22 protein-coding genes and 1 pseudogene are annotated in these 24,386 nt (G+C 63.3%); 8 read left to right on the plus strand and 15 right to left on the minus strand.

Annotated elements, in window-relative coordinates; translation table 11 throughout:
- The first annotated feature begins 3 nt into the window (after nucleotides 1–3).
- A complete protein-coding gene (locus tag EDE08_RS09755; protein WP_061881624.1) occupies nucleotides 4–564 on the plus strand; it encodes a hypothetical protein in 561 nt (186 codons plus the stop codon).
- Nucleotides 565–829: 265 nt separating this feature from the next.
- Nucleotides 830–1,591 carry an SDR family NAD(P)-dependent oxidoreductase gene (locus tag EDE08_RS09760; protein ID WP_131868681.1) on the plus strand — a complete coding sequence of 254 codons (762 nt, stop codon included), beginning with the start codon at nucleotides 830–832 and terminating at the stop codon, nucleotides 1,589–1,591.
- 113 nt (nucleotides 1,592–1,704) lie between these two features.
- Here EDE08_RS09760 and EDE08_RS09765 read toward each other — a convergent pair whose 3' ends face one another.
- A complete protein-coding gene (locus EDE08_RS09765; protein WP_131868682.1) occupies nucleotides 1,705–4,626 on the minus strand; it encodes an ATP-binding protein in 2,922 nt (973 codons plus the stop codon).
- Nucleotides 4,627–4,733: 107 nt separating this feature from the next.
- Nucleotides 4,734–4,907 (minus strand): annotated as a pseudogene (locus tag EDE08_RS39615) (helix-turn-helix domain-containing protein); the annotation flags it as partial.
- A gap of 498 nt (nucleotides 4,908–5,405) precedes the next feature.
- On the opposite strand from EDE08_RS39615, the gene EDE08_RS09775 reads away from it, so the two are divergent.
- The 3 genes from EDE08_RS09775 to EDE08_RS09785 are packed head-to-tail and all read left to right on the plus strand — an operon-like array spanning nucleotide 5,406 to nucleotide 10,052.
- Nucleotides 5,406–6,437, plus strand: coding sequence for a TRAP transporter substrate-binding protein (locus EDE08_RS09775; RefSeq protein ID WP_131868684.1), 1,032 nt, complete (start codon nucleotides 5,406–5,408; stop codon nucleotides 6,435–6,437).
- A 15-nt stretch (nucleotides 6,438–6,452) separates the two neighbouring features.
- Nucleotides 6,453–8,369: a TRAP transporter large permease gene (locus tag EDE08_RS09780; protein ID WP_131868685.1), complete on the plus strand. Its 1,917-nt coding sequence runs from the start codon at nucleotides 6,453–6,455 to the stop codon at nucleotides 8,367–8,369.
- Between the two features lie 21 nt (nucleotides 8,370–8,390).
- Complete coding sequence (locus tag EDE08_RS09785; RefSeq protein WP_165935812.1) at nucleotides 8,391–10,052, plus strand: acyl-CoA synthetase; 1,662 nt, start codon at nucleotides 8,391–8,393, stop codon at nucleotides 10,050–10,052.
- A 60-nt stretch (nucleotides 10,053–10,112) separates the two neighbouring features.
- Here the strand turns inward: EDE08_RS09785 and EDE08_RS09790 are convergent, their stop codons facing one another.
- From EDE08_RS09790 to metG, 6 genes are all read right to left on the minus strand, one after another.
- Nucleotides 10,113–11,090, minus strand: coding sequence for a TRAP transporter substrate-binding protein (locus EDE08_RS09790; protein ID WP_131868893.1), 978 nt, complete (start codon nucleotides 11,088–11,090; stop codon nucleotides 10,113–10,115).
- A 39-nt stretch (nucleotides 11,091–11,129) separates the two neighbouring features.
- Nucleotides 11,130–12,443, minus strand: coding sequence for a TRAP transporter large permease (locus tag EDE08_RS09795; protein ID WP_131868687.1), 1,314 nt, complete (start codon nucleotides 12,441–12,443; stop codon nucleotides 11,130–11,132).
- A 2-nt stretch (nucleotides 12,444–12,445) separates the two neighbouring features.
- The gene (locus EDE08_RS09800) at nucleotides 12,446–13,039 is read right to left on the minus strand and encodes a TRAP transporter small permease (protein WP_131868688.1); all 594 of its coding nucleotides are present in this window, start codon (nucleotides 13,037–13,039) and stop codon (nucleotides 12,446–12,448) included.
- Nucleotides 13,040–13,200: 161 nt separating this feature from the next.
- Complete coding sequence (locus EDE08_RS09805; protein ID WP_061881631.1) at nucleotides 13,201–13,998, minus strand: MBL fold metallo-hydrolase; 798 nt, start codon at nucleotides 13,996–13,998, stop codon at nucleotides 13,201–13,203.
- A gap of 13 nt (nucleotides 13,999–14,011) precedes the next feature.
- Entirely contained in the window at nucleotides 14,012–14,788 is a 777-nt protein-coding gene (locus tag EDE08_RS09810; protein ID WP_131868689.1) for a TatD family hydrolase, read from the minus strand.
- 13 nt (nucleotides 14,789–14,801) lie between these two features.
- Nucleotides 14,802–16,373: a methionine--tRNA ligase gene (gene metG / locus EDE08_RS09815; RefSeq protein WP_245524751.1), complete on the minus strand. Its 1,572-nt coding sequence runs from the start codon at nucleotides 16,371–16,373 to the stop codon at nucleotides 14,802–14,804.
- Nucleotides 16,374–16,410: 37 nt separating this feature from the next.
- Here metG and EDE08_RS39045 point away from each other — a divergent pair, with 37 nt between their 5' ends.
- Complete coding sequence (locus tag EDE08_RS39045; RefSeq protein ID WP_245524752.1) at nucleotides 16,411–16,842, plus strand: hypothetical protein; 432 nt, start codon at nucleotides 16,411–16,413, stop codon at nucleotides 16,840–16,842.
- Between the two features lie 70 nt (nucleotides 16,843–16,912).
- Here EDE08_RS39045 and EDE08_RS09820 read toward each other — a convergent pair whose 3' ends face one another.
- From EDE08_RS09820 to EDE08_RS09830, 3 genes are read right to left on the minus strand one after another with little or no spacing between them, the layout of a single operon-like run.
- Nucleotides 16,913–17,959 (minus strand): DNA polymerase III subunit delta', encoded by a 1,047-nt coding sequence (locus tag EDE08_RS09820; RefSeq protein ID WP_131868691.1) that lies wholly within the window; start codon nucleotides 17,957–17,959, stop codon nucleotides 16,913–16,915.
- Nucleotides 17,956–18,642 (minus strand): dTMP kinase, encoded by a 687-nt coding sequence (gene tmk, locus EDE08_RS09825; RefSeq protein ID WP_131868692.1) that lies wholly within the window; start codon nucleotides 18,640–18,642, stop codon nucleotides 17,956–17,958. The genes EDE08_RS09820 and tmk overlap by 4 nt, the downstream gene beginning before the upstream one ends.
- A 2-nt stretch (nucleotides 18,643–18,644) precedes the next feature.
- On the minus strand, nucleotides 18,645–19,907 hold the full coding sequence (locus EDE08_RS09830; protein WP_165935811.1) for a D-alanyl-D-alanine carboxypeptidase family protein: 1,263 nt from the start codon (nucleotides 19,905–19,907) through the stop codon (nucleotides 18,645–18,647).
- Between the two features lie 154 nt (nucleotides 19,908–20,061).
- Between EDE08_RS09830 and EDE08_RS09835 the strand changes: the two genes are divergently transcribed.
- Nucleotides 20,062–21,018 carry an alpha/beta fold hydrolase gene (locus tag EDE08_RS09835; protein WP_131868694.1) on the plus strand — a complete coding sequence of 319 codons (957 nt, stop codon included), beginning with the start codon at nucleotides 20,062–20,064 and terminating at the stop codon, nucleotides 21,016–21,018.
- Here the strand turns inward: EDE08_RS09835 and EDE08_RS09840 are convergent.
- Complete coding sequence (locus EDE08_RS09840) at nucleotides 21,012–21,935, minus strand: septal ring lytic transglycosylase RlpA family protein (RefSeq protein ID WP_061881637.1); 924 nt, start codon at nucleotides 21,933–21,935, stop codon at nucleotides 21,012–21,014. The two genes, EDE08_RS09835 and EDE08_RS09840, sit on opposite strands and share 7 nt — an antisense overlap.
- A 788-nt stretch (nucleotides 21,936–22,723) precedes the next feature.
- Here EDE08_RS09840 and EDE08_RS39365 point away from each other — a divergent pair.
- Nucleotides 22,724–22,852, plus strand: coding sequence for a hypothetical protein (locus EDE08_RS39365; protein WP_256469072.1), 129 nt, complete (start codon nucleotides 22,724–22,726; stop codon nucleotides 22,850–22,852).
- 33 nt (nucleotides 22,853–22,885) lie between these two features.
- On the opposite strand, the gene EDE08_RS09850 is transcribed toward EDE08_RS39365, so the two are convergent.
- The 3 genes from EDE08_RS09850 to EDE08_RS09860 form a co-directional block, all read right to left on the minus strand.
- Nucleotides 22,886–23,122, minus strand: a complete 237-nt coding sequence (locus tag EDE08_RS09850) for a hypothetical protein (RefSeq protein WP_245524753.1) — start codon at nucleotides 23,120–23,122, stop codon at nucleotides 22,886–22,888.
- 260 nt (nucleotides 23,123–23,382) lie between these two features.
- Entirely contained in the window at nucleotides 23,383–23,703 is a 321-nt protein-coding gene (locus tag EDE08_RS09855) for a DUF1476 domain-containing protein (RefSeq protein WP_165935810.1), read from the minus strand.
- Nucleotides 23,704–24,074: 371 nt separating this feature from the next.
- Nucleotides 24,075–24,266, minus strand: a complete 192-nt coding sequence (locus EDE08_RS09860; RefSeq protein WP_061881641.1) for a hypothetical protein — start codon at nucleotides 24,264–24,266, stop codon at nucleotides 24,075–24,077.
- Between the last annotated feature and the right edge of the window lie 120 nt (nucleotides 24,267–24,386).

The raw sequence follows: 24,386 nt of genomic DNA on the forward strand, positions 1-24,386 counted from the left end.
CGCATGTCCATTCCGCTTAGACTTTACGTCACACCATTCGCCAACAGGGGCGTCCTCGAGCCTGCGCAATGGGACTGCGACACAGCGAAGAAGGCGCTCGATGTCGTCAATACGATCTGGTCGAAGGCGAAGATCGCCTTCGTGATCAGCGATTGCATCATGGAAAAACCGCTCGACATGGCGCCGAGCAGGCGCAGCAGCGATGAGGTCCTGCTGGGCGTTCTCGCATCCCGGCACGACCCGGACAATGCGATCCACATCTTCCTGGTCAATGCGATCGCAAGTCTGAACGCCGGCGGAGGTTCATACCCGAATGGCTCTCCCGAGCCCGCGAGCTTCGTCCAGTGGTATGGCAATGACCACGCCAATGGACGCGCCTGGGCGCACGAACTCGGCCATCTGATGGAGCTCGATCACGTCGAGATCGACTATTCCAACGAGAAGCAGGCGGCGCAGCGCGTCAAGAACCTCATGGTGAAGGGATTGAGCGCGGGAAGCGACTTGACCAGCCAGCAGATCAGAACGGCCAAGGGCTCAAAGCTCGTCAAGAGATTTGGCGGTTAGACGCCATCGGATTTGACCATCTCTGCTGCGAGCCATGATCTTCCCAAAGGGGCAGGAGCCGCTCGATCGCACGCAAGTGACTCCTGCTGTATCTTGAAGAGGCACAGTCACTGTCCATCGGAGAGTGTGGCGTCACTTGCTCCGCTGAGTTGCGTTGATCGTCTTAGCAATTCTTAGCAATTCACAACGCGCGGAACTGTGTCCCATCGCTATCCTGACCTCGTGGCACCTAGGAGAAGGGCTGCGAGGATCAAGGAGAATTCAGATGGAACAGCGTAGACCAATCGCCATCGTAACGGGGGGCAGCCGCGGTCTTGGGCGGAACACGACGGTCAGCCTTGCGCGCAGAGGTGTCGATACCATCTTCACATACAAGTCGGCACGCAATGAGGCCGACATGGTGACGGCACAAGTCAGCGAGATGGAATCCCGAGCCATACCTTTGCAACTGGATGTCGGCGACGTGAGCGCGTTTGGCGGCTTTGTCGTGCAGGTGCGGGAAGCCTTGGCTTGCCTCGGAGCAACGCATTTCGATTATCTGGTCAACAATGCCGGCATTTCACATCACAGTTCGTTTGAAACGACGACTGAGGACGAACTTGACGCTGTCTACAGGGTGAATTTCAAGGGCGTGTTTTTCCTGACGCAGAAATTGCTTCCGCTCATCAGAGACGGCGGCCGGATCGTGAACATCTCCAGCGGCCTCGCCCGGATCATCATTCCAGGCAGCGCTCCGTACGGCGCGTTTAAAGGCGCCATTGAGGTCCTTACGCGTTATCAAGCCAAAGAACTGGGCCCACGTGGGATCGCGGTGAATGCTGTGGCCCCCGGCGCAATGCAGACCGACTTCAGCGGCGGTATGGTGCGGGACAATCCAGCACTTAACAAACATGTCGCCGAAATGACTGCGCTCGGACGGCCTGGTGTCCCGGACGACGTCGGGCCGATGATAGCTTCGCTGCTATCCGAGGACAACCGCTGGATCAACGCCCAGCGTATCGAGGTCTCGGGCGGCATGGCAATCTAGCTGCCCGCAACGGCTGTGCGGCTTCCTTGAATCAAATCGGGTTTCGCTATTTGCGTGGCCCGTTATCTCCCGATGAGATCGTTAAGACGGATGGCGGGCTCGCAGGTGAGCGATCAGACGTGGACGTCACACGGCGCCGCCTCCAGAATGCTTGCGGCGGCGACGAGATCGGCCGAGCCCGTTTTCTCCGAATGCGCGCGATAGATTGGGCCGATGAGGGCGAGGGCTTCGTGGGTGCGCCGAGTTTGTATCAACAAGCGTGCCAGCGGCACGGCAGCCTTTAGTTCCCAACCAGGGGATGCCTGCATTGTCGCAAGTTCAATGGACTTGCGCAACGATGACTCGGCGGATTCGAAGTCCGGTTGGGGACGTCTCAAGATAATTTCGCCTTGTGTGCGCAGAAGGCTCGGAAGGTAGAATTGCTGATTCAATTCCCGGGCCGATGACACGGCGCCGTCGATCGTCGCGCGCGCCTCGTCATGATTTCCGCACTGGGATAGCCCATCCGCCAGAGCTATCGACGCTGTTGGAGTCAGCATGTGGAGCCGCTCGCGGCGAAGCCGATCGAGCGCTTGTCGCAATGTCTCAACTCCGGCCGAGAAGTCTCCGGTCATCAAGAGCCATTCTCCTCTCAGCGCCAATCCGGCAGACGTGTGGGTTTTGAGCGATAATCGTTCGGCGTGTACGAGCAAGCGCTCGATATACAGGGCCGACTCAACGGTGTTGCCGCTCCAAAGCAAGACAGGTACGGAATGGGTGATCGCCATAGTGTAGTTGCTTGGCAGCGATATCTCCGCCGCATCGTCCATGGTCTTGATGGCCAGCTTGCAGGCGCTATCGGGGGATCCGCGGAGCCAAACGCAGCGTGCCAGCGAGATCTGGGCCCTCAGGCGATCGTCGTATCCGAACAGATTGATTTTCGGGCGGCCGGTCGTCGCTTCAAGCCTGGACCCGCGCTCGTAGTGGGCGATCGTTGCCAGTTGGTCGCCTGCCATATGACTGGAAGCTGCCATCATCCATTCAGCATTGATGCGATCTTCAGGAGAACCGCTGCGTTCTGCGATGGCTCCGCTACGCTTCACGGCGGCCAACGCCGCCCCGAAATCACCAGTTCGGTTGAAGAAGAGGGTCAGGTCGCTCAGAAGGCGAAGCTGTTGGGGCGCTTGCCCGACAGCCTCGGAGAGAACCAACCCACGCTCCAGGGCATTCCTAACCTCCGGCGTATTGCCCAGGGTGTACATCGTGGACACCGCCAGCGCTTCCTGCAGGCGCGCTTCGCTCTCGGGAGTTTCGCCGAGATCGTCTTTAAAGGTTAATGCCAGTTGTGACCAGTGCCGGCATTCGTTCAACAACCAGAGACCGAGAAAGAGCGGGGCGGTGTCAGCCGCAAGCTGAACGCCAACCGGGCGGGACTTCTCGTTGGAAAATGTCCATTCGAGTGCCTTTCGCAAATTTGCGATATGCGGCGCGTGACGTCCAAGATCAGCATAGGTGCCGTGCTCGAGCGCGGTGGCCTTGAACAGCTTCGAAAAATAGAGCGCGTGGCGCGCGGCAATCGATTCAGTATGTTCGGTCTCGGCCAGCTTGGCGGCCGCGTATGCCCGAGTCGTGTCGGGAAGCCGATAGAAGACGGTGTCACCTTCCTGATGAACCCAGACGAGAGACCGGTCGATCAAGCTCGCGATCGTTCTGGAGACGTTGGCGCTATCATGGTCGCCATTGTTCGTGATCGAACACGCGGCGTCCATGGTGAAAAGACCGACAAGCACGGAGAGGGCGGATAGGACGCGCTGTTCCTCTCGATTGAGAAGCCCGAAGCTCCAGTCGAGCATCGATTCGAGCGTTCGATGTCGGGGAGCCGCGTCGCGGCGACCAACCAGGCCGAGGTCAACGTTATTGACGATCAGGTTGGCGACGCCAGAAATACCGTAGGTGCCAACCCTGCTGGCCGCCATTTCGATTGCCAGTGCAATTCCGTCGGTTCTTCGGCATATTCCGGAGACGATCGGCGCCTCGATGTCGCTCAGCTCGCCATCGAATCCGCTGAACCTGGCGCGATCCAGGAAGAGTTGCACGGCTGGGGTGGCCAGCGCCTGCGCTGCGGTGGGGCACTCCTCGATCGGGCAGGCGAGAGGGCTTAGCAAATGGATCGTCTCGCCGTCGACACGCAGCGCTTCTCGCGACGTCGTCAGCAGATGGACAGCCGGAGCTTGTTGAAACAAGCGCGCGGCGAGACCGGACGTTGAATCGAGGAGATGCTCGCAACTATCAAAGATGATCAGTATACGTCTGCCGGCGACGAAGTTCAAAATCTCCTCAACGGGATCGGCGCCTCCGATTCGGCAGCCAATTGCCGAGATGATAGCCTCAGGTACCCGTTCGGGGTCAGAGACCGCGCCGAGATCGACAAAAGCAATATTGTCGTCACCAAACTCCGCTCGCGAACGGTCCGCAACGGCTGCCGCGGTTGTAGTTTTCCCGATGCCTCCGGAGCCGACGATACTTACGAACCGACGTTCAAGGAGAAGTTCGACCAGGCTATTGACAACATCGTCGCGGCCGACCAGCAACCGGGGTGGTGACGGCACGCGGCCCGTGAGCCGGGGCGCCGGGGATGCGGTCGACCCCGACCGCGCTTCTACGGCCTCTCGCTTTATTGATGCGACGAAGATGTAGCCCACACCGCTGACATTTATGATGTAACGTGCGCCATCGCGACCGTCTCCCAGCGCGCGGCGAAGCGATGCAATGTGTACTCTGACACCCGCATCGTCCACGGCCACGCCTCGCCATGCGAGATCGACCAACTCGCGCCGTCTGACGACCTCGCCGGCGCGATCGATCAGGACGATCAACAAGTCGAGCGCGCGAGAGCCGATCCGCACCGGCTTTCCGTCATTGGTCAGCAAGCGGCGCACACGATCCAGGCGAAAGCTTCCGAACGATGTCGTCGTATTTGCCGAATGAACGTCGTTTCCGCCCTCGGGCAGTAAGGCCGAGGGGTCTTCAACCTGAAGCTTCGCAAGAATTGCCATCTGCTGCTCCCTTCGAACTGGCGCATAAGGCGCACAGAACGCAGGTAAAATCTTCCGGAATATTGACGCAGGTTGCGGAAAACTGATCCACCCCCTGGAGCCGTCTTCTATCGGAGCCGCCCCGACCTCCAACGTCCAGGGCTGACGCCTACGTTCTCGGTGAAGGAAGCAGTGAAGTGGCTTTGGCTGGAAACTCCGCACGCAAGCGCGATCTCGGCTAGCGAAAGCGTCGACGCTGACAGCATTGCTTGTGCCCGCTGCATGCGACGACCGAGCAGGCTGGGTAGAGGACTTCCACCTCCACTGACACAGTTCTAGAGAAGACCGGCTCCCGGTACCCGAACGGGGGCAGCGCTCCTCACATCGAGGGGACTAGAACTCGGGCTTCCAACCAGTGCCAAAATCGAGTCCAGCCAGTGCCAAAATGCAGCGTGGAGGGAACCCTGCGCGCCTTATCTATAATTCGCATAAGGTATATTATGGAATACTTTTATATCAAATCGGATCAATCATTTAGCTGTAATTCCTGCGACCGCATCTCCACTTGAGCGCCGGTTGCAGCCTGCGGCTGACCGTCGCCTGAGCGATTGAAAGCTACTGTGCATGGGGTTGTTTTGCAGATTTTGAAATCGGATCTCCCGTGCCGAAAGCCGATATTGCCGTGACGTTATCCGGCTGCAATAAGCGAGGCCTCGCGAGATCGCAGATGACCTGAAGACCGACCGTCCGTATAGGTTTGCATCTCAGAACAACAACAAACCTTCCGAGGAAGCAGACCCATGGTCTTTTCGACGCGCTTTTCCCGACGCACGCTTCTCAAGGCCTCCGCCGCGACCGCGGTCCTGGGCGGCCTCAGTGCGCCCCATGTGGCCCGCGCCCAGACCGCCGAGTTCACCTACAAATATGCCAACAACCTGCCCGACACCCATCCGATGAACGTACGCGCCAAGGAGATGGCTGCGGCGATCAAGAGCGAGACTGGCGGCAAGTTCGACCTCCAGATCTTCCCGAACAACCAGCTCGGGTCCGACACCGACATGCTGAGCCAGATCCGCTCCGGCGGCGTCGAGTTCTTCACGCTGTCGGGACTGATCCTGTCGACCCTGGTGCCGGCGGCGTCCATCAACGGCATCGGCTTCGCATTCCCGGACTACGACACGGTCTGGAAGGCCATGGACGGCGATCTCGGCGCCCATGTCCGCGGCGAGATCAAGAAGGCCGGCCTCGAGGTCATGGACAGGATCTGGGACAACGGCTTCCGCCAGACCACGTCGTCGACCAAGCCGATCACCGGTCCTGACGACCTCAAGGGCTTCAAGATCCGCGTGCCGGTGTCGCCGCTGTGGACCTCGATGTTCAAGGCGTTCGATGCCGCGCCTGCCTCGATCAATTTCAGCGAGGTCTATTCGGCACTCCAGACCAAGATCGTCGAGGGCCAGGAGAACCCGCTCGCGATCATCTCGACGGCAAAACTCTACGAGGTGCAGAAGTATTGCTCGTTGACCAACCACATGTGGGACGGCTTCTGGTTCCTGGCCAACCGCAGGGCTTGGGAAAAGCTGCCGCAGGACGTGCGCGCAATCGTCGCCAAGAACATCAACGCCGCGGCCGTGAAGGAGCGCGAGGACACCGCCAAGCTCAATGCCAGCCTCCAGCAGGAACTCGCAACCAAGGGCCTGACCTTCAACCAGCCGACTGTTGCGCCGTTCCGGGACAAGCTGCGCGCCGCCGGCTTCTATGCCGAGTGGAAAGGCAAATACGGCGATCAGGCCTGGGACCTCCTGGAAAAGGCCGTCGGCAAGCTGTCGTAACGCGTCGGGGCCGTCATGGCTCATATCGAGGTCGAGGTGACCGAAATAACGGGCGAGGTCGAGGTGACCGAAATAACGGGCGAGGTGGCTGTGCAGTCCCCTCGCCGACCTTCGTTGCTGGGTTCAACGGAACGCGTGCTCGGCCTCCTCGTCGAAGTCCCGGCGGCGATTCTCGTCGTCGCCGAAATCGTGATCCTGTTCGCCGGGGTGGTCGCGCGCTACGGCCTGCACCGGCCGCTGATCTGGTCCGACGAGCTCGCTTCGATCCTGTTCCTGTGGCTGGCCATGCTGGGCGCGGCGGTCGCCTTCCGCCGCTCCGAGCACATGCGCATGACCGCGGTCGTCGCCAGCGCCAGGCCTGCGATGCGGGCCTATCTCGATCTGGTCGCAACCTGCGCAGCACTTGCGTTCCTGGCGCTGATCGTCTGGCCGTCCTTCGACTATGCCTACGAAGAGAGCTACATAACCACCCCGGCGCTCCAGATCTCCAACATGTGGCGCGCCGCCGCGCTGCCGACCGGTATCGGCCTCATGGCGGCCTTTGCCTTGCTGCGGCTGCTGCGCGCGGCCGATTACCGGATGGTCGCAACGGCCTTCGTCACCGTTGCTGCCGTAATCGGCCTGTTCTGGCTGGCGGAGCCGCTCCTGCGGCAGCTCGGCAATCTCAACCTCGTCATCTTCTTCGTCGGCGTCGCCGGCTTCTGCGTCTTTGCCGGTGTTCCCATTGCATTCGGCTTTGGCCTGGCGATCTTTGGCTATCTCGCGCTCGCCACGCGCACGCCGGTCATGGTGCTGGTCGGGCGGATGGACGAGGGCATGAGCCACCTCATCCTGCTCTCGGTGCCGCTATTCGTGTTCCTCGGCCTCCTGATCGAGATGACCGGCATGGCGCGGGCCATGGTGGCGTTCCTGGCGAGCCTGCTCGGCCATGTCAGGGGCGGCCTGCATTATGTGCTGGTCGGCGCGATGTACCTGGTGTCCGGCATTTCCGGCGCCAAGGCCGCCGACATGGCCGCCGTCGCGCCCGTGCTGTTTCCCGAGATGAAAGAGCGCGGTGCCAAGCCTGGCGACCTCGTCGCGCTTCTTGCGGCGACGGGCGCCCAGACCGAGACCATTCCGCCGAGCCTCGTGCTGATCACGATCGGCTCGGTCACCGGCGTCTCGATCGCAGCCCTGTTCACAGGCGGCCTGTTGCCCGGCGTCGTGCTCGCGATCACGCTGTGCATGCTGGTGTGGTGGCGCTACCGCCGCGAAGACATGAGCCACATCCGCCGCGCGACGGCGTCCGAGATCGGCAGGACCTTCATCGTCGCCCTGCCCGCGCTCGCGCTGCCCTTCGTGATCCGCTACGCCGTCGTCGAGGGCGTCGCGACCGCGACCGAGGTCTCCACCATCGGCATCGTCTATGGCGCCCTCGTCGGCCTCCTCGTCTACCGCGGCTTCGACTGGCGGCGGCTGTTTCCGATGCTGGTCGAGACGGCGGCGCTGTCGGGCGCGATCCTCTTGATCATCGGCACGGCGACCGGCATGGCCTGGGGCCTGACCCAATCCGGCTTCTCGCGATCGCTGGCGGCGGCCATGACGGGGCTGCCCGGCGGAGCGGCGACCTTCATTGCCGTCTCGATCCTCGCCTTCACCATCCTCGGCAGCGTGCTGGAGGGCATTCCGGCCATCGTGCTGTTCGGACCGCTGCTGTTCCCGATCGCCCGCGCCGTCGGCGTGCACGAGGTGCACTATGCCATGGTGATCATTCTCGCCATGGGTATCGGGCTATTCGCCCCGCCGTTCGGCGTCGGCTATTATGCGGCCTGCGCCATTGGACGGGTCGATCCGGCCGAGGGCATCAGGCCGATCTGGGGCTATCTGCTGGCGCTGCTGGTGGGACTGATCATCGTCGCGATCTTCCCCTGGATCTCGATCGGATTTCTTTGACGCGATTTGAGGAGTGTGTCGATGAGTGAGCGGCAGAACGCGTACAATATCGGCCTCGACAAGACACCCGCCAACTATGTGCCGCTGAGCCCGCTGAGCTTCATCGCGCGCAGCGCCGCCGTCTATCCCGATCACGTCAGCACCGTCTATGAGGGCCGCAGCTTCACCTGGGCGCAGACCTATGAACGCTGCAGGCGATTTGCATCGTGGCTGGTGGGCAAGGGCATCGGCGTCAGCGACACCGTTGCGGCGATGCTGCCGAACATTCCGGCGATGAACGAGGCGCATTTCGCCGTGCCCATGACCGGCGCGGTGCTCAACGCGCTCAACATCCGCCTCGATGCGCCTTCGATCGCGTTCCAGCTCGACCATGGCGGCGCCAGGATCATCCTGGTCGATCCCGAATTCTCCAGCGTGATCACCGATGCGCTGGCGCAGATGAAGGGCCCCAAGCCGCTCGTGGTCGACGTCGACGACGCATCGTTCAAGGGCGGCACGCGCATCGGCGAGATCGAGTATGAGGCAGCCGTTGCGCAAGGCGATCCCGGCTTCGTGGCGGTCAGGCCGAGCGATGAATGGGACGCGATCGCGCTGAGCTACACCTCCGGCACGACCGGAAATCCCAAGGGCGTCGTGACCCATCATCGTGGCGCCTACCTCAATGCCGTCAGCAACATCCTCGCCGGCAATCTCGGCCAACATCCGGTCTATCTCTGGACACTGCCGATGTTCCACTGCAATGGCTGGTGCTTCCCCTGGACCATTGCGGCCGCCGCCGGCATCAATGTCTGCCTGCGCAAGGTCGAGCCAACGAAGATTTTCGAGCTGATCAAGGAGCACGGCGTCACCCACATGTGCGGCGCGCCGATCGTGTACAACACGCTGATCAACGCACCCGATGCGCCCAAGGAAACGTCAACCGGCAATGCGGCCCGCCGCGTCGTCGGCCTGATCGCCGGCGCTGCGCCGCCGGTCGCGGTGCTGGAAGGCGCCGAACGCATCGGCATCAAGCTGACACACGTGTACGGCCTGACCGAGGTCTACGGCCCCGCATCCGTCTGCGCCGAACAGCCCGGCTGGGACGAGCTTCCGGCGGCCGAGCGGGCTCGGATGAAGCGCCGGCAGGGCGTGCCCTACCCGCTCGAGGAGGCCGTCACCGTCATCAACCCGCAGACCATGCAGGAGGTGCCGCGCGACGGCGAGACCATCGGCGAGGTCATGTTCCGCGGCAACATCGTGATGAAGGGCTATCTCAAGAACGAGAAGGCGACCAGGGAAGCGTTCGAAGGCGGCTGGTTTCACACCGGCGACCTCGGCGTGCTCGACGAGCATGGCTACGTCATCATCAAGGACCGTTCCAAGGACATCATCATTTCCGGCGGCGAGAACATCTCCTCCGTTGAAGTCGAGGACATCCTCTACAAGCACCCGGCCGTGCTGTTCGCGGCCGTGGTCGCCAAGCCCGATCCGAAATGGGGTGAAGTGCCCTGCGCCTTCGTCGAACTGAAGGACGGCGCCAGCGCCAGCGAGGCCGACATCATCGCCTTCTGCCGTTCGCATATGAGCGGCTTCAAGACGCCGAAGGCGGTCGTGTTCGGACCCATCCCGAAGACCTCGACCGGCAAGATCCAGAAATTCCTGCTGCGCAACGAGGTCGGATCGGCGAAGGCGATCTCGACCTGAGCTGATTGCAGAATACCTTCCGCCCGCACACCGGAAGGTGGCGGGCGGAAGGCCTCATCCTCACATCTTCTTGTAGGCGTCGACAATCGCCTGACCGTCGGCGCCGGCCTTCTTGAGCCAGTCGCCCGTGAGCTGCTCACCGATCTTCTGGAAGCCGGCCTTGAGCGCCGGGCTCGGCGGCTCGACGTTCATGCCTTTCGCCTTGAGCTGATCGAGATACCAGGTGCTCTTGTCCTGCCAGGCCTTCCAGCCGCGGGTCTCCGCGGTCGCCGCGGCCTTAAGGATGGCCTCCTGCGTCGGCTTGTCGAGCGCCTCGAACGCGGCCTTGTTGACGAAGGTGTAGTCCTTCGGAATCCAGGCCTGCACGTCATAGAAATATTTGAGCGACTCCCAGGCCTTCGAATCGTAGCCGGTGCCGCCGGACGACATGAAGGAATTCACCACGCCCGTCGCCAGCGCCTGCGGCAATTCCGCCGCCTGGATCGTGACCGACTGCGCGCCGACCAATTCGCCGATGCGCGCGGTGCCGACATTGTAGGCACGCCACTTCAAGCCCTTCATGTCTTCGATCGTCGCGAGCGGCTTGTTGACATAGACGCCCTGGGGCGCCCAAGGCACGACGAACAGCAGCTTGAGACCCTGCGCATCGAGCTTCTTGACGATCGCGGACTTGGAGGCCTGATAGAGCTTCATCGCGTCCGGGAAGCTGGTCGCCAGGAACGGCACGACGTCGATGCCGAAGATCGGGTCCTCGTTCTCGTGAATCGACAGCAGCACCTCACCCATCTGCGCCTGCCCGGTCACCACCGCGCGCTTGATGTCGGGTGCCTTGAACAGCGAGGCGCCCGGATGAACCGTGATCTGGAGCTTGCCGGAGGTTGCGGCTTCGACATCCTTGGCGAAAGCGACCAGATTTTCGGAATGGGGATTGTCGGCTGGATATGCCGCCGGCAGATTCCATTTGGTCTGAGCCATAGCGGGCGTCGCGGCGAGCACGGCGCCGGCGATCAAGGATGCGCGGATTAAACGGGACATTATTGGGCTTCTCCTCACGGTCAATTTGGACACTTCGCACGCTCAGTCTGGGAAGGCGAGCTTGGGCAAGAACATCACGATCTGCGGATACTCCGTGATGATGAACACGGACGCGAGCAAGAGGACGAAAAACGGAAACGCCGCCCGCGCAACGGTGAGCGTATCACGGCCGCTCATATTCTGGAGCACGAAGAGATTGAATCCAACCGGCGGCGTGATCTGCGCCATTTCCACATGAATGATGAGATAGACGCCGAACCAGACCAGGTCGAGGCCGGCCTGCCTGACCATCGGCAGTACGATGACGGCGGTCAGGACGATCATCGAGATGCCGTCGATCAGGCATCCCAGGATGATGTACATGATGCTCAGATACAGCGCGAGCATGCTCGGCGTGAGCTGCTGCCCCTGGACCCAGGTGGCGAGCGCGGCCGGAATGCCCGTATAGGCCATCGCGGCCGTCGTGTAGGCCGCGCCCGCCAGGATCAGCATGATCATGCAGGTCAGACGCGTCGCGCTCATGATGCTCTCGAGGAAGTTCTTCCGCGTCAGCGTGCCACTCCACCACGCCAGCAGCAGCGCGCCCGTGACGCCCCATGCCGCGCATTCCGTGGCTGTCGCGAAGCCCAGCACCAGCGAAAAGAAGACGGCCAGGATCAGGAGTAGGCAGGGTGCGAGCTTCGCCGATTCCTGAAGCTTCTGCCGGAATGGCATCGGCGGATCGCGCGGCGGAACCTTCTTGGGATTGAGAAGCGACCAGATGATGATGTAGCCCGAATAGAGCACCATCACGAGCACGCCCGGCAGGAACCCGCCGAGAAACACCTGAAGCACGGAGACGTTCGCCGTGACCGCGTAGACCACCATCGGGATCGAGGGCGGAATCAGGAGGCCGAGCGTGCCCGCGCCTGCGAGCGATCCGAGACTGAGGTTCTTGTCGTAGCCGCGCTTGTCCAACTCAGGCAGCGCGATCTTGCCGATCGTCGCGCAGGTCGCCGCCGACGAACCCGACACCGCCGCAAAGATGCCGCAGCCGATCACGTTCACATGTGTCAGCCGTCCCGGAAGCCACTGCACCCAGGGCGACAGGCCGCGGAACATTTCCTCCGACAATTTGGTGCGGAAGAGAATCTCTCCCATCCAGATAAACAACGGCAGCGCCGCCAGCGTCCAGGAGGAGCTCGCGCTCCAGGTGGTGGTCGCAAGCACCGTGCCGAGCGGCAGGCTCGTGGTGAGCGCCATCGCCACGAAGCCGACCAGCCCGAGTGAGACCGCGATCCAGACGCCGCTTCCCAGCAGCAGGATCATGACGCCGAGCAGGACGAACGACAGCTCGATCATGCCGAGATTGGCCATGGTCAGCCCCCACCGCCTTGCGAGATGCGTTCGACGAATTCTTCCGGAGTTTCGTCGGGCGAGCCCTTCTCGTAGCTTGGACGGTTGCCGCCGATGACGTTGACCATCTCGTCGATCAGCGCGATCGAGAGGATCACGAGACCACCGGCGAAGCCGAGCTGGGGAATCCAGAGCGGAAGTGCGACGACGCCCTGCGCCACGTCGTTGAAGCGCCAGGAATCGTAGGTCATCTGCACCGCATGACGGGTGAAGTAGAGGACGAAGGCAGCGGCAATGCCGAGCGCCACGACCTCCGCGATCTGCTTGGTCCGCCCGCGCAAACGCTCCAGCAGCAGGCCGACCCGGATCATCTCTCCGCGCTTGAAGGTGTGAGCGAGGCCGAGGAACGCCATCGCGGTCATGCACCAGGACGCGAAATCGTCGCCGGCGGGAATGTTGAGCGTAAACTGACGCCCGACCGACATGATCATCATGATTGCGAAGATCGCGACCAGGAAGACGCCCGCGGCATAGCCCGCGCCGAGATAAAGGAGGTCCAGAGCGCGTCGCACCGGTCCTTGAGCCGCCACATCGTCCTCTGCCAACGCGATCCCCATCCTCACACGAGGCGATTCGACCGACCGATTGCACTTGGGTAGTGCCGGTTCCGCTTGAATATCGCCCTGCCCAGCGCCTGTCTTTCAGACGTTAGATCAACATGATGGGGCCAACGCAAGCAAGGTCTATGCCGGCCGGCAGCAGAATTTCCACCCCAGGTTCAGTGCATTTCCAGTCGCAGCCCGTCATAGGCTGGCACCACGCCGGCCGGCAGCGACTGCCGGATGACCTCGTAATCGACGTCTGCGGTCATGTTGGTGATGACCGCGCGCTTCGGCTTGAACCGCTCGATCCAGGACAGCGCATCGTTGATGCTGAAATGGCTGACATGGCTGGTGTAGCGCAGGCCATCGACGATCCAGAGGTCCAGATTTTCCAGTGCGCCCCAGCTCTCGCGCGGGATGTCGTTGAGATCGGGCGTGTAGGCGGCATCCCCGATGCGATAGCCGAGCGCGGGAATGTTGCCGTGCTGCACCAGGAAGGCTGTCATCGTCACCGCGCCACCCTTCCCCAGGATGGTCTGGCTCTCGCCCGCCTCGATCGAATGCCGAGTCAGGATCGGCGGGTAGTCGCTGCCCTCCGGCGAGATGAAGCAATAGGAGAACCGCGACAGGATGTCCTTGGCGGTCGACTGGTTGAAGTAGGTCGGGATACGACGGCGCATGTGCATGACGACCGAGCGTAGATCGTCCATACCGTGGGTCTGGTCGGCGTGCTCGTGCGTCAGGAACACTGCGTCGATGTGGTCGACATTGGTCGAGAGCAACTGCTCGCGCAGATCCGGCGAGGTGTCGATCACGATGCGTGTCGTGCCGTGCTCGGACGTCCGTTCGACCAGCAGCGAGCAGCGGCGACGGCGGTTCTTGGGATTGTTGGGATCGCAGGCGCCCCAGCCGAGCGCCGGGCGCGGCACGCCGGCGGAGGAGCCGCAGCCCAGGATCGTCAGCGTCAACGTCATGTGGTCCCCAGTCTCAAGCTTTCACCTTCGAGAACAGACGGAAGAAATTTTCGCTTGTCTGGCGCGAGATCTCGTCAAACGACACGCCGCGTGTCTCGGCGAGCACTTTTGCCACCTCGACGACATAGGCCGGCTCGTTGCGCTTGCCTCGAAACTTGCCGGGCGCAAGATAAGGCGAGTCCGTTTCAACCAGAATACGGTCCGATGGCAACTCGGCCGCAAGCGCGCGCAAGGCTTCTGATTTCTTGAAGGTCAGGATTCCCGTGAAGCCGATATAGAGCCCGAGCGACACCGCCTTCAGTGCCAGTTCGCGCCCGCCCGTATAACAATGCAGCACGGCGCGAAACGATCCCTTTGCCACCTCGTCTTCCAGAATGCGTGCGCAGTCCTCGTCGGCTTCGCGGGTGTGGATCACCAGCGGCAGGCCGGTGGCGCGGGCGGCGGCGATGTGGGCGCGAAAGCCTCTCGCCTGCGCCTCCGGCGAGCCGTTGTCGTAGAAATAATCGAGCCCGGCTTCGCCGAGCGCGACGACTTTGGGATGCTGCGTCAGCGCGATCAACTCGTCCGGCGCGATGCCGTCCTCCTCGTCCGCGTTGTGCGGATGGGTGCCGACCGAGCAATAGACGTCGTCATAGCGTTCGGCGATCGCGAGCAGATTCTTCAGCCGGCGCACCCGCGTCGAGATCGTGACCATGCGCGTGATGCCAGCCGCCCGCGACCGCGACACGATCCCGTCGAGGTCTTCCGCAAAGTCCGGAAAATCCAGGTGGCAGTGGCTGTCGACCAGCATCACGCGAACGCCTTCAGGCCGCCGGCTCGACGTAGCGCGGGAACGCCGGCGTCGGCGCCGGCAAGGTCGAGCCGGGTGCGATACGTTTGGCACCGCCGAGCATAGCGAAGCTGCGCTCAGTCTCGGGGATGCCGAGGCTGTCGAGCAGCTTGCCCGAGGCGGTCGGCATCGCGGGCTGAGCAAGGATCGCAATCTGACGCACGACTTCGGCGGTGACGTAGAGCACCGTCTTCTGCCTTGCAGGATCCGTCTTCGCGAGCGCCCACGGCGCCTCGCCCGCGAAATAGCGGTTGGCCTCTGCGACCACGGCCCAGACGGCGTTGAGCCATTGATGGATCTGCTGCGTCGCCATGGCCTCGCGCGACGCAGCGATCATGCCGTCGGCCATTGCCAGAATCGCCTTGTCGTTGTCGCTGAAGTCCCCGGGCTCGGGCAGCACGCCGCCGAACTGCTTGGCGATCATCGAGAGCGAGCGCTGCGCGAGGTTGCCGAGGTCGTTGGCGAGATCGGCATTGATGCGCGCCACGATGGCCTCGTGATTGTAGTTGCCGTCCTGGCCGAACGGCACTTCGCGCAGGAAGAAATAGCGCATCTGGTCGACGCCGTACTGGTCGGCGAGATTGAAGGGATCGACGACGTTGCCGACCGACTTCGACATCTTCTCGCCCCTGCTGAACAGGAAGCCGTGGGCATAGACCCGCCTCGGCAGCCGGATTCCGGCCGACAGGAGGAAGGCCGGCCAATACACCGCATGGAAGCGGATGATGTCCTTGCCGATGATGTGCACGTCGGCCGGCCAGTAGCGCCAGTTCCTGTCGCTCTCGTCGGGGAAGCCGACGCCGGTGATGTAATTGGTCAGCGCGTCGACCCAGACATACATCACGTGTCCTTCGTCGCCAGGCACCTTCACGCCCCAATCGAAGGTGGTGCGCGAGATCGAGAGATCGCGCAGGCCGCCCCTGACGAAGCTCACCACCTCGTTCTTGCGGGAGTCCGGTCCGATGAAATCAGGATGGTCCGCGTAGAGCTTGAGCAGCCTGTCCTGGTACGCCGACAGGCGGAAGAAATAGCTCTTCTCCTCGACCCATTCGACCGGCGTACCCTGCGGGCCCAAACGCACGCCGTCGTCATTCACGCGCGTCTCATCCTCGGCGTAATAGGCCTCGTCACGGACCGAGTACCAGCCCGAATAGGTGTCGGCATAGATGTCGCCGTTCGCTTCCATGCGCCGCCAGATCTCCTGGCTGGAGCGGTGATGCTGCTCCTCGGTGGTACGGATGAAGCGGTCGAACGACACGTTCAGACGCTCGTCCATCTCCTTGAAGCGGCCGGCATTGCGGGTCGCGAGCGCAGCGGCGGACATGCCTTCCCCGGCCGCGGTCTGAACCATTTTCTGACCGTGCTCGTCGGTGCCGGTCAGGAAGAACACATCCTTGCCGTCGAGCCGCGCAAAGCGCGCCAGCGCGTCGGTCGCGATCGCCTCATAGGCGTGACCGATATGCGGGCTGCCATTGGGATAGGCGATCGCGGTCGTGATGTAGAAGACGTTGTCGCGCGCGGGGGCGGTAACGGGCGCGGCAGTCACGGCAGGTGCAGCGACCGGCTTCGGCGTACGCGGGGTCTTGGGTTTCGATACCTTGGGCGTCACAGCCCTCGGCGGCGTGACGACAGGAGACGGCGCGGCGGTCACGGCAGATGCTGCCGCCTTCTTCGCAACCTTCTTCGCCGGAGCCTTTGCCGAAGCCTTGGCCGGCTTGTTGACAGCTGATTTCTTCGAAGCCTTCTTGGCGACGACCTGCCCCTTCGCAGCCTTTTTGCCAGCCTTCTTCGTCGTCTTCGCAGCGCTCTTCGTCACGCCCTTCCTGGCGGCGGCCTTCTTGGACTTCTTGGTCTTTTTGGCGGCTTTGGCCGCGCGCGCCTTCACGGCCTTCCCGGTGGTTTTCTTCACGGCCTTCTTGGCAGCCTTCTTCTTGCTGCTCTTGCCTTTGACGGTCTTCTTAGCTCGCGTTGCCACCACGAATTCCTTTACCGGCCTGTCCGAAATCTGGAAATGAACCTGCGTTAGGTTGTTGTTTTGCGCATGATCTTTTCGGAAAACCGCTCCACACTTTTCCGGATCATGCTCTAGCGCGTTGCGTCCGCCAGCCAACCGAACACCGAGAAGACCAAGGGCTTGCGCTCCAGATTGTAGGTTTCGGTGTCGCGCGCCGCGCGGACGATCTTTTCCCATACCTCAGCTAGGCGCGCAAGGCGCGGCAGGTTCTGGTTGGCATTGGCCTCATCCGCATGCAGCCGCTCCGCGATCCAGCGGTCGATGCCGTCGATGAAGGCGGCAAGCGCGACGCGGTCGCTGGTGCCGAGCGAATCGCCGAGCGTGTGCAATTCGCGCGGATCGACCTGCGGCAGGCGCGCCAGCAGCGCTGCCGTGCGCTGCTGAAGTTTCAGGGCGTCGCCGCCGAGCAGCGTCAGCGCCCGTGCGACGCTTCCCTCGGAGGCCTCGGCCGCCTCGTGCAGCGCGGGATCGTTCGGATCGAGCTCGGCCGCCGAAGCTGCGGCCGCGATCACGTCATCCGTGGCGAGCGGCCGCAGGCGCAGCTTGCGGCAGCGTGACTGGATCGTGGCGAGCACCCGCGCGGGCGCGTGGCTCACCAGAAGGAATAGCGATTGCCGGGGCGGCTCCTCGAGGATCTTCAGAAGCGCATTGGCCGCGTTTGGATTGAGCTCGTCGACGGTGTCGACGATGCAGACGCGCCAGCCTTCGGCTGCCGCGGTCGAGCCGAAGAACGCAATCGTCTCGCGCGTCTCGTCCACGGTGATCACCGTGCGCATCACGCCGCGATCATTGGCGGTTCGCTCCAGCGCCAGCAGGCCGCCATGCGAGCCGGCGGCCACCTGCCGCGCGACCGCGTCGTCGGGATCGATCGCAAGGTTCTCGGCGCGCTGCACGACGGGCGCGAGCGGCTGAGAATGGGCAAGCACGAAGCGCGCCATGCGGTAGGCCAGCGTTGCCTTGCCGATCCCTTGTGGCCCGCCGATCAGCCATGCATGTGGAATGCGCCCGCTGCGATAGGCCGCCAGCAGCGCGGCCTCGGCCTCTCGATGGCTGAGCAGCCGCGATGTCTCACGCGGATGGGGAATGCCGGTTTCGCGTTCGGCCTGGCGCGGGCTCATGCCGAAATCACCGAAGCCGGTGTGGGAAGAAGACGATCGCGCAGCGCCGTCCAGATTCGGGCCGCGACCGTGTCAGGATCGGAATTGGCGTCAATTAGCACGCAGCGCGCGGGCTCGTCCGCCGCGATCTTGCGATAGGCTTCGCGGAGGCCCTCGTGGAAGCTGAGCTTCTCGGCCTCGAACCTGTCAGGCGTGCCGCTGCCGCGGCGCGCGGCAGCGCGTTGCAGGCCAATCTCGACCGGTAAATCGAGGATGATGGTGAGATCAGGCTTGAGATCGCCGATCGTGACCCTTTGCATGGCGTTGATCAGGCCCTCGGGAACGCGGCCGAGGCTGCCCTGATAGGCCCGAGTCGAGTCGGCGAAGCGGTCGCAGAGCACCCAGGTGCCCTGGTTGAGCGCGGGCAGGATCACGGTGCGGACATGATCATCGCGCGCGGCGGCAAACAGCAGCGTCTCCGCCTCGGGGCCGAGCAGCTTGCCCATACCCGACAGCACCAGGTGACGCATGATCTCGGCGCCTGGTGAGCCGCCCGGCTCACGCGTGACCCGGATGCGCAGCTTTGCCGCCTTGAGGCGGTCAGCGAGCTTCTTGATCTGGGTCGACTTGCCGGCGCCCTCGCCGCCTTCAAAGGTGATGAAGCGTCCACGTCCGGACGGCCGCTGTACCGCGCTCTCACTCATGATCAGAGCTTCTCGGCGCCTGCGCGGAACATGCCGATGACGAGCTCGCTGGCACCGTCGATCGCGCGGCGCATGGTCGAACCGGTTCCGATCGCTTCCGCCGCATAGACCGGCGTCTCGACCGCGATGTTGCCGCTGCGCCAGACCCTGACCACGCCGACGCGCTGACCGGCCTCGATCGGCGCGCGCACCGGACCGCTATAGACGATGCGCGCAATCAACTTGTCGCTGCCGTTCTTGTGCACCATCACCTTCACCGGCGTCCGGGCGACGAGCTTGACCGAGCGGCTCTCGCCGCCGAACACCTTGGCGTAACCGACCGGCTGCTCGGCCGCGAAAAGAATGCGGGTCTCGAAATTGCGGAAGCCCCATTCCAGCATCTTCTTGGCTTCCGTGGCGCGATCCTCGGGGCCTTCGAGGCCATTGACGACGACGATCAGCCGCGTGCCGTTCTGCACGGCCGAGCCCACCATGCCGTAGCCGCCTTCCTTGGTGTAGCCGGTCTTGAGACCGTCAGCGCCTTCCATCGAATTGAGCAGCGGATTGCGGTTGAACTGGCGGATCTTGTTCCAGGTGAACTCCTTCTCGCCGAACAGTTTGTAGAAGTCGGGAAAGTCGAGAATGATATGCCGGGCGAGCATGCCGAGCTCGCGCACCGTCATCTTGTTGCCGGGGTCGGGCAAGCCGTTGGAATTGGCGAAGGTCGATCTGGTGAGACCGAGTTCGCGTGCGCGCTTGGTCATGAAATCGGCCGCAAAGATCCGCTCATTGCCCGCCATGGCCTCGGCAAGCGCGATGCAGGCGTCATTGCCGCTCTGGATGATCGCGCCGTGCAGGAGATCGTCGACCGAGACCTTGCTGTTGATGGCCGCGAACATGGTCGAGCCGCCCGAGGGCGCCCCGCCCCGGCGCCACGCATTCTCGCTGATCCGGTACTCGTCCGTCAGCTTGATGTCGCCCTTCTTGATCGCATTGAAGACCACCTCCGCGGTCATCAGCTTCATCATGCTCGAGGGCGCGCGCAGCTCGTCGGCGTTCTTCTCGAACAGCACGCTGCCGCTGGAGGCTTCGATCAGGATCGCAGTCGGGGCATCGCCATCGAAGCCGGCCTCTTCCGCTTTCTTGGCGCCCTGGACGCTCTGGTTGGCGGCATAGAGCGCCCCGCCCCAGCCGATCCCCGCCACCAGGGCCGCAGCGATCAGCCCGCGCACGAGCGTGCCGGCGGTGAGCCGGTTGCGACGAAGCAAAGGAAGACGAAATGCCATGGCGAAGCCCTGAGGGAGGCGTTCTAACAGTTGGAACAGATGCGAACAACACGCGGTTGGATGGTTGCCCGTGAGATTGCACGATTCTCCTCGCGCCCCTATCGTGGCATCTCATATTTCCCGACCAAACCCCTGAAACAAGGCGGAAAAGCGAATGTCCTCAACCCGCATCATCAAGGCCAACGGGGTCGAGCTGTTCGTCCGCGAGGCCGGCCAGGGACCACTGGTGGTGCTGTGCCATGGCTGGCCGGAACTGTCCTACTCCTGGCGCCACCAGATCCCCGCGCTCGCCGAGGCCGGGTTTCACGTCGTCGCGCCCGACATGCGCGGCTACGGCCAAAGCTCAGCGCCGCCTGATGTTGCGGCCTATTCGATCTTCGATACGGTCGGTGACGTGGTCGGCCTCGTCCAGGCGCTCGGCGAGGCCAGGGCGATGGTGGTCGGCCACGATTGGGGCGCGCCGGTCGCCTGGCACGCGGCACTGTTCCGGCCCGACATCTTCACGGCGGTCGCGGGCCTCAGCGTGCCGCCACCGTTCCGCGGGCGCGGCAGGCCGCTCGATTTGTTGCGCCAGGGTGGCGTGACCAATTTCTATTGGCAGTATTTCCAAACACCGGGCGTCGCCGAGGCCGAGCTCGAGCGCGACGTCGCCCGCACCATGCGCATCGTGCTCGGCGGACGTGGCCTCGCCGATCCCACCGCGGCCATGTTCGTGCAGGAGGACAAGGGCTTTCTCGGCCATGCGGGCGCCGAGCAGCCGCTGCCCGGCTGGCTCAGCGAGACTGATCTGGCCTATTTCACCGAAGCCTTCCGCAAGTCCGGCTTCCGCGGCGGGCTGAACTGGTACCGCAACATCGACCGCAACTGGGAGCTGACCGCGCCCTGGCAGGACGCACAGATCCACCAGCCTTCCCTCTTCATCGCAGGCTCAAAAGACGCGGTGATCACCGGCCTGATCGGCGCAAAGCGCGTCAACGAACTCGAGCGGGTGCTGCCCAATCTCAAGGGCAGGCTGATCCTCGAGGGCGCCGGCCATTGGGTGCAGCAGGAGCGGCCCCATGAGGTGAACGCGGCGCTGGTGAAATTCCTGACGGCGAGCGCGGCTCAGTAGAGCCCGCGGCCGCTCAGGATGTTGCGCGCCTCGGCGGCGCCATCCGATGAGGGCGCGCCCTCGGCGAGGTAGCGGCGGTCCTCGTCATAGGACACCGCGCGGGCGTTCTGGAGCGGCCGGCCCCGGCCGCGGCTCGAGGCCGACATTTCCGAGGTCGCATTCAGCGATGCCATGTCGGCCGAGGTGTTGCCGAGATTGTAGGGGCGTCCTTCCGGCATCGGGACCTCGCCGCGGATGGAGCCGCGGCTCGATGACGGCAGCTCCGGCACGAACGGCTTTGCCGAGGCGACACGGACCATCGAGGGCGACGGTGCCGGAACGCCGGTGCGCAAGGTGGCCATCAGCTGGCGGTCGTCGGAGCCTTCAAGCGGCGCCCGGCCGACATATTCGACGCGGACCTTGGCGACACCATTGCCTTTGAATTCAAGGAGTTCGGCAGCCTTGTTCGAGACGTCGATGAGGCGATTGCCGTGATAGGGCCCGCGGTCATTGACGCGGACGATCAGCGACTTGCCGTTCGAGATATTGGTCACCCGGGCATAGGACGGCATCGGCAGGGTCGGATGCGCCGCGGTCAGCGAGGTCATGTCGAACACTTCGCCGTTGGCGGTCAAGCGGCCGTGGAAATCGTCGCCGTACCAGGACGCCATGCCCTCGGCGCGGTAGTTGACGTCCTCCTCCGGCACGTAGGTCCGGCCAGCTACGACATAGGGCTTGCCGACGCGGTAGGTGCCGCCGCCCTTCGGGACCGGTTCGCCCCAGGCCACCACCCGCGGGCTCGACGACACGCCGTATTTCGGATCGACGCGGCTGGCGAATTTGTTCGACGAGGCGCAATTGGCGAGTGCGAGGCAGGTCGCGACCGCCGCAACACCACGCGCGGCCCGCAAAACCGAATCTGACCGTCGGATCCCCATGCGCCCCAAAATACCATTCCGCCGGAGGCGTACCCAACCCGCTTTGGTGGCGGAGAGCGCTATCCGGTCCTGTGATTCCAAGGCGGCCCACCACCGCGTCGGAAGTAGTAAGGATAACGCAACCCGAACACGGCGGAAATGGGGAGCCCACAGCGATCACGCCGGCATGGTAAACGGCAGGTTCGCTTCTCCCGCTGATCTACGGAACCTGGGCACCCCAGTCTGTGCCACCGCTGGACAAGCTGTTGCGCCAAATCCTCACCCCACCCCCATTGTCGCGGCGCTCACCGAAATTCTTTTGACTGTGCAAGGCCGCACGCGTTTTCTCGGCTGGCAGGGGCGGATTGGAATTTAACGATGATCGAGACGGTTTCGGCACTGATGGGTCTGGTAAGCGCGGGGATCTTCCTGGCCCATGCGTTCGAAGGTTACCGCACGAGGGCCTGAAGGCACTCGCGCGGGCGGTAAGCGTCACCTCTTTCAAGGCGGCTCGTTCGGACGATTTTGATGGATCCGACCGAGCATCGTAGACGAGAGCAGCAGGTGTCCCATGCGCAACCATGACCTCGTATCCGATGGTTTCCTGGCATTGACCGCGGGCGGCCTGGTGCTGCTCTGCTCGAGCCTCATGGCCCTGGCATTTGCCTGAAGGCCCAACTTCCCGATCTACGACATCGCTGCACCGCGGCGCGGCAAGCGCCACTGTCCCGCTCCCATTCAGTTGATTGAATTTCTGCGTTCGGCGTCTCGACCAATTGGGAGAGCCATCACCAACGAGGGTGACGCAGATGCTTGCCGAGAAATTCTTCCTGGTTCTGGAATCCCTGATCCGCGGCGACCGCACCTATCCGGATGGAAGTCCCCGGATCATCAGCACCTGCCAGCACGTGCCGATCAAGCTGCCGGCGCAGAAATAGCCGGCGCGTCGGCAAGCCTGGATCACGTGCCGCTCAGCGCAGACCCAACAGTGAGCGGCGATAGGAGCCGCCGCGCGCCTCGCTCAGGCAGACGAAGCTGCCGTCAAATCCCTGGCCATAGCGCTTCTGACCCTTGCGGTAGTAGACGCCCTTCCTGAAGTCGAGCCAGACCACCCTGTCATGCGGGCAATGACGCTGCGCCTGCGCCTCGTAGCGAAACGGCGTCAGCGGCGTCGCCGAGACCTCGGCGCCGCCTGCACCGACCAGCATGGCCCCCGCGCATGCAATTGCGCCGGACCACTTGCCAAGGCTGCTCCGAGACACTCCCCACCTCCAGCTCGCCGGCCGTCACCCGGCGGCCGGTCGGCAAGGTAGCACGAAACGGCACTGTCCATGGAAGGCGGCACGGGCGCGTCGCGTCTTACGCCGGCCATCTCGTCGAGGTACGTGACGGCGAGATCGTCCCATGCGAGATTGCAGCCTGAATGTCGGCGCACGCAAGCACGCCGAATGAAGCGCTGCGGACGATCTCACTGCTTGTCTGCTTCGAGCTGCGTCAGCGCCAGATGCAGACACTCCTGAAGCTTCAGAGCGACCTGCTCACGCACGACACCCTTGTCTGCGAGATCGCCTGACACCTTGCCGACGATATCGTCGATCGTCCGGCTCTCCAGATGGTCCGTCACGAGCGCGGTCGCATAGCTTGCCGCGGCATCGCCGCTGAGCCCGAGCTGGCCTGCGGCCCACAGCCCGAGCAGCTTGTTGGACCGCGCGGTGGCTTTGAACATGAACTCCTCGTCGTGAGCGAATTTGGCTTCAAAGCCCTGCTCGCGCTTGTCGAACGTGGTCATGGTCAGCTCCATTCTGGTTCGCTGATGAGGATCGGACTTGCTGGGAGCGAAGGTCTCCGTGCTTCAGGTCAGTTTGGGATCATTTTGAAGCTTCCTCCCGGAAGCTGAACGCCGTCAAGCCTGCCGATGCACGCGGGTGCACGGGACCCACCGGCCCCGCACCAATCAACCCGGCCAGGCTGGCGATGCGTAGAAGCGAACTGCTGAAGGTTGCCGACGTTTGTCGCAGCGCGGCCGCAGCGTCGCGGGCCTTGGCAGAGGCCGTCCTGACGCTGAAGCTGGCCCTGAGTGCCCAAGCGGCACAAGCGGCCAAAAAAGGCCGCCGGGAGAAAGGAGAAACGATTCAAGGATTGGGCAGCAAGTGCGTCCGCTCAGCCCTTCGGCGCCGCCGCTTCACGCGCCAGGCGCTCGGCCCTCAGCCGCTCCTTGTTGGCGTAAAACGCCTTCTGCGCCGCCTCATGATCGCGCATGGCCTTCTCGGCCTCGATCCGGCGCGCCGCATCGCGCGCCTGGCGCTGTTCGGGGGTCAGGGGTTTGCGTCGAAAGGAAAGGTCTTCAGTCATGCCAAATCAACGCCGCGGCGAGGAAGAAGTTCCCGCATTGTCCTGCTCACAGGCATAGGCGCGGTCATGAAGGTTGCGAAAACAACCCCATGCACAGTAGATAAGTCCTGCTGCCACAAC

Source organism: Bradyrhizobium sp. R2.2-H (genome assembly GCF_004346455.1).
Lineage (GTDB): Bacteria > Pseudomonadota > Alphaproteobacteria > Rhizobiales > Xanthobacteraceae > Bradyrhizobium > Bradyrhizobium diversitatis.

Bases quoted from the DNA above. Each gene is read 5' to 3' on its own strand.
- EDE08_RS09760 (WP_131868681.1), top strand. From the start codon at position 830: ATGGAACAGCGTAGACCAATCGCCATCGTAACGGGGGGCAGCCGCGGT.
- EDE08_RS09800 (WP_131868688.1), bottom strand. From the start codon at position 13,039: ATGGGGATCGCGTTGGCAGAGGACGATGTGGCGGCTCAAGGACCGGTG.
- EDE08_RS09785 (WP_165935812.1), top strand. From the start codon at position 8,391: ATGAGTGAGCGGCAGAACGCGTACAATATCGGCCTCGACAAGACACCC.
- EDE08_RS09780 (WP_131868685.1), top strand. From the start codon at position 6,453: ATGGCTCATATCGAGGTCGAGGTGACCGAAATAACGGGCGAGGTCGAG.
- EDE08_RS09830 (WP_165935811.1), bottom strand. From the start codon at position 19,907: ATGGCATTTCGTCTTCCTTTGCTTCGTCGCAACCGGCTCACCGCCGGC.
- EDE08_RS09820 (WP_131868691.1), bottom strand. From the start codon at position 17,959: ATGAGCCCGCGCCAGGCCGAACGCGAAACCGGCATTCCCCATCCGCGT.
- EDE08_RS09775 (WP_131868684.1), top strand. From the start codon at position 5,406: ATGGTCTTTTCGACGCGCTTTTCCCGACGCACGCTTCTCAAGGCCTCC.
- EDE08_RS09840 (WP_061881637.1), bottom strand. From the start codon at position 21,935: ATGGGGATCCGACGGTCAGATTCGGTTTTGCGGGCCGCGCGTGGTGTT.
- EDE08_RS39365 (WP_256469072.1), top strand. From the start codon at position 22,724: ATGCTTGCCGAGAAATTCTTCCTGGTTCTGGAATCCCTGATCCGCGGC.
- EDE08_RS09810 (WP_131868689.1), bottom strand. From the start codon at position 14,788: ATGCTGGTCGACAGCCACTGCCACCTGGATTTTCCGGACTTTGCGGAA.
- EDE08_RS09805 (WP_061881631.1), bottom strand. From the start codon at position 13,998: ATGACGTTGACGCTGACGATCCTGGGCTGCGGCTCCTCCGCCGGCGTG.
- tmk (WP_131868692.1), bottom strand. From the start codon at position 18,642: ATGAGTGAGAGCGCGGTACAGCGGCCGTCCGGACGTGGACGCTTCATC.
- EDE08_RS09860 (WP_061881641.1), bottom strand. From the start codon at position 24,266: ATGACTGAAGACCTTTCCTTTCGACGCAAACCCCTGACCCCCGAACAG.
- EDE08_RS09795 (WP_131868687.1), bottom strand. From the start codon at position 12,443: ATGGCCAATCTCGGCATGATCGAGCTGTCGTTCGTCCTGCTCGGCGTC.
- EDE08_RS09755 (WP_061881624.1), top strand. From the start codon at position 4: ATGTCCATTCCGCTTAGACTTTACGTCACACCATTCGCCAACAGGGGC.
- EDE08_RS09855 (WP_165935810.1), bottom strand. From the start codon at position 23,703: ATGACCACGTTCGACAAGCGCGAGCAGGGCTTTGAAGCCAAATTCGCT.
- EDE08_RS09850 (WP_245524753.1), bottom strand. From the start codon at position 23,122: ATGCTGGTCGGTGCAGGCGGCGCCGAGGTCTCGGCGACGCCGCTGACG.
- EDE08_RS09835 (WP_131868694.1), top strand. From the start codon at position 20,062: ATGTCCTCAACCCGCATCATCAAGGCCAACGGGGTCGAGCTGTTCGTC.
- EDE08_RS09765 (WP_131868682.1), bottom strand. From the start codon at position 4,626: ATGGCAATTCTTGCGAAGCTTCAGGTTGAAGACCCCTCGGCCTTACTG.